Here is a 6,634-nt window from a genome sequence, read left to right on the forward strand (position 1 = left end):
ACAACTTTGGGTGGCGTGTTTTTGTGTTTTCTCGCCTCGCGGGGCTTTTGTGGGGGGGGGGGGGGGGCCCTCTCCCCCCGGGCCCCCGGGGCGTCCCCCCCCCCCGCCGGGCCCCACCACCCGGGAGCATGTCGGCGACCACCGGGGTGTCGATGCCGCCGGGGCACGGGGCGTTGATGCGGTCGACCCGGTCACACTCGGCCGATCAAGACCGATAACCCCTGCGGAGGCGTCCGCCGTGAGGGCGGGCGCCCGGTCCAGGGGGAAGCGCATGCACTCGTCCTCGAGAAGAGGAACCCGATCAACGACGCTGATCGCGCTCGTGGTGGCGGTCGTCGTGGCGGCGCCGGGGGTGGCGCACGCGGCGCCGCCGGCGAACGACGACTTCGACCAGGCCGTCGCGATCACCGCCCTGCCGTTCGCCGCGGACCTCGCCCTCGACGAGGCCACCTCCGCCGCCGACGACCCGGTGTGCTCCACGTCCGACGAGGGCTCGGTGTGGTTCGACTACACCGCGACCTCCGACGCGGTGCTGGAGATCGACCTCGCCGAGAGCGGCTACGGGCACGTCGCGGTCTTCACCGGCACGCGGGGCGCGCTGGCGCGGGTGCCGGGCACCACCTGCGCGAGCAGCTACAGCGATCCGATCCGCGTCCAGGCCGCGGAGGGCACGACCTACCACGTCATGGTGGTCGTGGACCTGTGGCGCGACCCGCTCCGGCTCACCGTCGACGCGGTGGCGCCGCCCGCCAACGACGATTTCGCCGACGCCACCCCGATCTCGACCGTGCCCGCCACCGCCGAGACCCGGCTCGGCGCGGCCACCGTGGAGCCGGGTGAGCCCCGACCCGGTTGCGAGACGAACCCGGCGACGACGGCGTGGTTCAGGTTCACCGCGCCGCGCACCGAGTCGATCACCATCGACCGCACCAGTTACGACGACGGCACCGCGTTCGCGGTCTACACCGGGGACTCCCTCGGCGCGTTGACCGAGGTGCTGTGCGAGCGCTACGACCGCCGGGCCCTGGCGGTCACGGCCGGGTCGACCTACCACATCCAGGTGAGCAACGCGTTCGCCAGGCCGGGCCCCACCACGCTGGCCCTGGCCGTGGCGCCGCCGCTGAACACCTACTTCGGCCAGTCCAGCGCCGACCCGTCGGTGCTGGACACCGTCACCTTCACCGACCAGAGCTACGACGGTGCGGGTGAGCCGATCACCCGCACCGAGTGGGACTTCGGCGACGGGACCACGGCCGCCGGCCGCCAGGTGGAGCACCGGTTCGCCGCCGACGGGGACTACGTCGTCCGGATGACCGTCACCTCCCGGGACGGCCGCACGGCCGCCATGGCCCGGACCGTCCCGGTGCGCACGCACGACGTGCGGATCGCCTCGTTCACCGCGCCCACCAGGGGCCGGACGGGGCAGACGAAGTCGATCGAGGTCACGGTCGGCAACACGAGGGCGCCCGAGCAGGCCACCGTCACGCTCTACCGCGGCGGCCCCGGCGGCTTCACCGAGGTGGCCCGCGCCACCCAGTACGTGCCCGCGCGCCCCGACCGCACGGTGGCGTTCCCGTTCAACTACACGTTCACGCCCGACGACGCCGCGGTCGGGAGGGTCACCTTCCGGGCCGTGGTGACGCTGCCCAGCGGCGTCCGCGACGCGCGGACGATCGACAACGAGGCCGTCGCGCCGGCGACGACCGTGCTGCCCGGCGCCGGCGAGTCCGTCCGATGAGCCACGACACCGAGGGGGAACAGGACATGCGACGCAACCCGGGACGCGGGCGGTCGGTCGCGGTGGTCGTCGCCGCGATCGCGCTGGCCGCGCTGCTGCCGGGCGTGGCGCACGCCGCGCCGCCGGCGAACGACGACTTCGACCAGGCCGTGGCGATCACCGCGCTGCCGTTCGCGGACGAGGTGAACCTCGGGGAGGCGACCGGGGCGCCGGACGACCCGAACCCCTGCTACCACCTGGAGACCGCGACCGTCTGGTACTCGTTCACCCCGACCGAGGACGTCACGCTGGCCGTCGACTTCGGCGACTCCTGGGTGGAGAGCGCGATCTTCACCGGCTCGCGCGGGGCGTTGCGGCTGGAGCCCGGCACGTGCGAGTCGGGCGGCGGCACCCGGACCAGGCTGGACGCCCGCGCCGGCGTCACCTACCACCTGCTGGTGCGGTCCGTGTCGTGGATGGGCGTCGTCTGGGTGACGGCGGAGGCGATGCCCCCGACCCCCAACGACCACTTCGCGGATCGCAAGGCCATCGACGCCCTGCCGGTCTTCGACCGGTTCCCGCTGGCGACGGCCACGGTCGAGGCGGGGGAGCCGGTCGGCAGTTGCGACCACAACCCCGGTTCGCCGTCGGTCTGGTACACCTACACCCCCGCGGTGACGGAGACGATCGTGCTCGACGCCGACTCGTGGGCCTACCGGCACCTCACCGTGGCCGCGGTCTACACGGGCACCTCCCTGGCCGACCTGACCGAGGTGGCCTGCGCCTCCTCCTACCGGACGCTGTTCCGCGCCGAAGCGGGCCGCACGCTCCAGATCCAGGTCAACGCGGCGGACGCGGGGGCCGACGACGTGTCCTTCGGCCTGAGCCGGGCGAGGGACCTGGAGCCCGGCCTGACCGTCTCGCCGGCGCCGGCGTCGATCCACGAGGACGTCTACTTCGGCAACCGCTCGCACGACCCGGAAGGTGGCGGGACGAGCATCGTGGAACTGGACTTCGGCGACGGCACGGTGCTGGTGAGGCCGACCGCGGGCTACGCCTACCACCGCTACGCCGCCGATGGCGACTACACCGCCCGGCTGACGGTCGAAGGGTGGGGCGGGCGCACCGCCACGACCAAGTCGACCGTCACCGTGCGCACGCACGACGTGGCCGTCACCGGCTTCGCCGCGCCCACCTCGGCCAGGGTCGGGGCGACCAGGACGCTGGAGGTGGAGGTGGCCAACACCCGGTACGACGAAACCGTCGCGGTCACCCTCTACCGGGGCGGCTCGGCGGGCTACCAGGCGATCGGCACGGTGACCAAGTCGGTGCCCGCGCGCCCGGGCCGGGTGGTGAGGTTCGCGTTCGACTACACCTTCACCGCCGCGGACCTGGCCGAGGGCAACGTGGTCTTCAAGGCGGTCGCCGAGCCGACGGGCGTGCGCGACGCCGCGCCCACCGACAACACGGTGATCGCACCGGCCACCGTCGTGCTGCCGAAGAAGGGGTGACGGCCCCGCCGCCGTCCAGCCGGCCGAGCAGGTCACGTCCAGCCGTGCGGCACGACCGCGCGCACCGGGCACGGCCGGCTGGAGGCGGCTCCGCCGAAGACGAGCCGGTCGTGCCGCACGACCGCGCTCCGCACCGCGGTCACCGGCGTCGCCACGCTTCCAGGAGTTCCGCCCGGAGTTCGAGCATGTTCAGGGCCAGGGCCGGCTGGATCAGGTGTGGATCATTTCGCGGCGACGTGGTCATCTCGTCGCACCCGCGCCGTGCCCACGGCAGACCATCACGAGGTCTGCCCGCTTCCGCCGGCCGGACGCCCGGCAGGACCTCGGCCCACGCCCGATAGCGGGAGGTCGCGGCGGCCGACCGCGTCTTGCCCTGACCCCCGGCGCCGTGCACGAGCAGCACCGACACCGTTCCCCGAACGGGAGTTCTGGTGGCGGTGTCGGCACGACTTCACCCTCAGCCCAACGCGCTGCGTCCGCGGTACTCGCACTGGCGTCGCAGTGATTGCACGGGGGAGTGTTCGACCGAGCCTACGACGATGGAATCGGATTGTTCCTCAAGTGGGGGTTGTGTCGGTAGGAATGCGCCAGGTACTGGCTCCATGCGTGCGGATCGAACTGCTTCGGCTCCGTCTCGTCGAGACGGGCCTTGAGTTCGGGAAGGGTGAGGACGTCGATTCCCGGTGCAACCGAGTCGAGTTCGTCGAGTTCGTCGGGGGTGAGCAGTATCGGCATGGATGTGCACACCACGCCCTGAACTCCGGCCAAGCTGTGCGGTGCGACCAGGCGGTTGGCGAAGGTCGAGATTTTCTCGATGTCGGCATGGAGCTTCTTCGCTGCCTTGATGGTGTCGGCGGCACGGTTGCGGCGGGTGGAATAGTCGAGGTTGTCGTACCTTTCGGTCATCTGCCAGCTCTTGCAGCTGACGATCAGCAGGTTGCCGTGGTGTGCGCCGGCGGCGTCGAGATCGCTGAACACTCTGCCGTTCAGCTTGAGCGGGCGTGACACCGCAGCGGCCAGCGGCGGACCAGGCCTCCAGCGCGTGCCGTCGATCGCACGCTGAACGGCCTCCTCCCACATCTTCGCCCGCAGGTTGGGCGCGACCCCGCCGCCCGCGGTGCACGCGGCGATCGTGGATTCGAGACGTAGCCAGGTGGTCAGCAGGTCGATGCTGAAGAAATCGTGTCCTACTCGAATCGCTGGCCCGTAATAGCGACCCGATCGTCCTCCGGATATTTCGGTGACCACCGTCACGACATCGGTCTTGCTCGCCCGTGCGGCGCCGGGGAACACGGCGTCACCCCAATCGTTCGCCTCCTTGTGCAACCCGTCTGCATATGCTTCCCACTCCTCTCGTGGTCGGTTGATCAAACCGGTCTGGTGCAACCTTTCCCACAAGGTCGGACGTTCGCCGATGTCCACGAACGCGAGACGCATCACCGCCGCCAGTACCCGTGCCCGCCGGCCCAGTTCATGGGGTAGGTCGGCCCAGGGCAGTCGCATGACGCTCTCATTGAGGACGACCATTACGGGTGCGAACTGCAAGACGTCGGCGAGTTCGCTCGTGCGGAACGTCTCCCGAGTGAAGGGGAGTTCCAGTGCCGACAAAGCTACAAGGGTTCGGTTCAGGTCGATTGCCGCAGGGTTCAGCGGCTCAAGGTAACTCGCGCCCATGCGCGTCAGGAGTCCCTGGTCGCTTGCCCTCAACTGCCTGTCGTACCGGTGGAACGCTGCGGTGAGTCCTTCATCGAGCACGAGTTCGTACCGCTGCTCACCGTCGGGGTGTAGCGCGGCGCCCGCGCTCACGCACCCTGCTGCGATGTGCAGGTCCTCGTACAGCGCTGAAGTGGTGACGAATCTGATTGTGCGTTTGACTTGTGGCTCGCCCAACAGTCCTGCGGAGTTGCCGCTGTCAAGACGGCGAGTGCTTCGCGCACTCATGCGCTCGGCACAGCCGCGATACCTTGAGTAGTTCCCGCCGCCGCTGCCGAAGATCACCGGTGAGATGTACCTGAGGAGCAGTAGCCACCAGTGACTCGGGAAAGCTTGCGCCTGCTTCAGCAGGTCTGCCTTCACGCGTGCCGACTGGCGGGCCAAGTAGTTTGCGGCGTCAGCGCCCGACAATGGTTCGGATATCGCGTCGAGTTGCCGCCGCGATTGCGAATAGAGGTCTCGTCCTACCTGCTCGTAGATTTCCCTGGACATCGTTCGCATCATGGGTAAGATTTGAGCGCGGCTCATCAGGAACGGATCGGGCATGCCGGCATCTTGTCATGATCGCCCAGGTGCCGCGTGATGCGTCCTTGCTCGGGTAGCGGGTCCGGGTGTGGACGGGGTGCACAGCTTCCGAGCAGGTCGAGGGGGTTTCACCGTGCCGCTTGCGCCGGCGTGTGCGGTAATGGATCCGGTCGGGTCGGAGAGCTTCGCCATGAAGTCGGATCGGTGAGGCTTCCGGACCTGTGGGGTGCCTGTCGCGCCTCGGAAGTCCGGCCTCGAAGGGCCCGGTCACGGCACCCGGGCCTCGGTCCACGCGCGGTCGAGGAGGTCGTTCACGGTTTCCTCGGGGGTCTGGGCGGAGGTGTCGAGCCAGAGGCCGAGGCGTGGGGTGTCGTGGCGCAGGCCGCGGTCGAGCAGGCCGACGGTCCACTCGTCGTAGGCGTTCTTCGCCCGAGCCGCCTCCCGGGCGAGGACGGCTTCGGCGTCCGGGGCGAGCACCACGACCAGCAGCGGCCGATGCCGGATCATCCGCACCACGTCGGCGAGGTGTTCGCCCAGGATGACGTCCTGCGCGACGACGGTGAACCCCTCCCGTGAGTACTCGTCGGCCGCGGTCGCCATCAGCCGGTAACGCAGGCGCAGCTGCCGCACCGCGTCCTCGGACGGCTCGGGAGTCATGTCCGCCCTGCCGTTGACCACCATCCGCCGGAACAGGTCACCGCGCAGGTGCACCGAACGCGGCAGCCGTTCGGCCACCATCTGCGCGACGGTCGACTTCCCGGCCGCCTGGATCCCGGTGATCAGCACGACCGCCTGCTCCCGCACTTCCCGCATTCGATCATGCTACGGGAACCGGCGCAGACCCCGGAGGAACGCCGCGAACGCCGCCGCGCCGGAGCGTCCTCACCGCCGACGGAGTCTCGCGGGACGCGCATTGGAGCCTGCTGTCACCCACGCCGACCGCGCCTCGCCGAGGCAACGCGACCATCGGTAGCGCCCAGAGGTGCGGCTTCGGGCGGGCACCGGGGGCACGGCCGGTGTCCGCAACGCAGTTCGCCGATGATGCCATCGCTCCGCGCCATCGGCAGGGGGGGGGGGGGCCGCGCGCGCGGCGCGGGGCGCGCGCGCCCGCCCCGGGGGGGCGCGCCGCGAGCGCCGCCCCCCCCCCGACGCGCCCACCGAGCGCGCC

5 protein-coding genes are annotated in these 6,634 nt (G+C 70.6%); 2 read left to right on the forward strand and 3 right to left on the reverse strand.

Annotation, left to right across the window (positions count from 1 at the left end; translation table 11 throughout):
• The first annotated feature begins 271 nt into the window (after positions 1-271).
• Positions 272-1,738, forward strand: coding sequence for a PKD domain-containing protein (locus ACFXGA_RS11235; RefSeq protein ID WP_378086631.1), 1,467 nt, complete (start codon positions 272-274; stop codon positions 1,736-1,738).
• Between the two features lie 26 nt (positions 1,739-1,764).
• The gene (locus ACFXGA_RS11240) at positions 1,765-3,228 is read left to right on the forward strand and encodes a PKD domain-containing protein (RefSeq protein ID WP_378086633.1); all 1,464 of its coding nucleotides are present in this window, start codon (positions 1,765-1,767) and stop codon (positions 3,226-3,228) included.
• Between the two features lie 139 nt (positions 3,229-3,367).
• Here the strand turns inward: ACFXGA_RS11240 and ACFXGA_RS11245 are convergent, their stop codons facing one another.
• The 3 genes from ACFXGA_RS11245 to ACFXGA_RS11255 all read right to left on the reverse strand — a co-directional run bounded on the left by ACFXGA_RS11245 (position 3,368) and on the right by ACFXGA_RS11255 (position 6,279).
• Entirely contained in the window at positions 3,368-3,637 is a 270-nt protein-coding gene (locus ACFXGA_RS11245) for a hypothetical protein (RefSeq protein WP_378086635.1), read from the reverse strand.
• Between the two features lie 122 nt (positions 3,638-3,759).
• Positions 3,760-5,487, reverse strand: coding sequence for a hypothetical protein (locus ACFXGA_RS11250; protein WP_378086637.1), 1,728 nt, complete (start codon positions 5,485-5,487; stop codon positions 3,760-3,762).
• A gap of 246 nt (positions 5,488-5,733) precedes the next feature.
• Positions 5,734-6,279: an AAA family ATPase gene (locus ACFXGA_RS11255; RefSeq protein WP_378086639.1), complete on the reverse strand. Its 546-nt coding sequence runs from the start codon at positions 6,277-6,279 to the stop codon at positions 5,734-5,736.
• Positions 6,280-6,634: the final 355 nt, after the last annotated feature.

The sequence above is a fragment of the Actinosynnema sp. NPDC059335 genome (genome assembly GCF_042752395.1).
GTDB lineage: Bacteria > Actinomycetota > Actinomycetes > Mycobacteriales > Pseudonocardiaceae > Actinosynnema.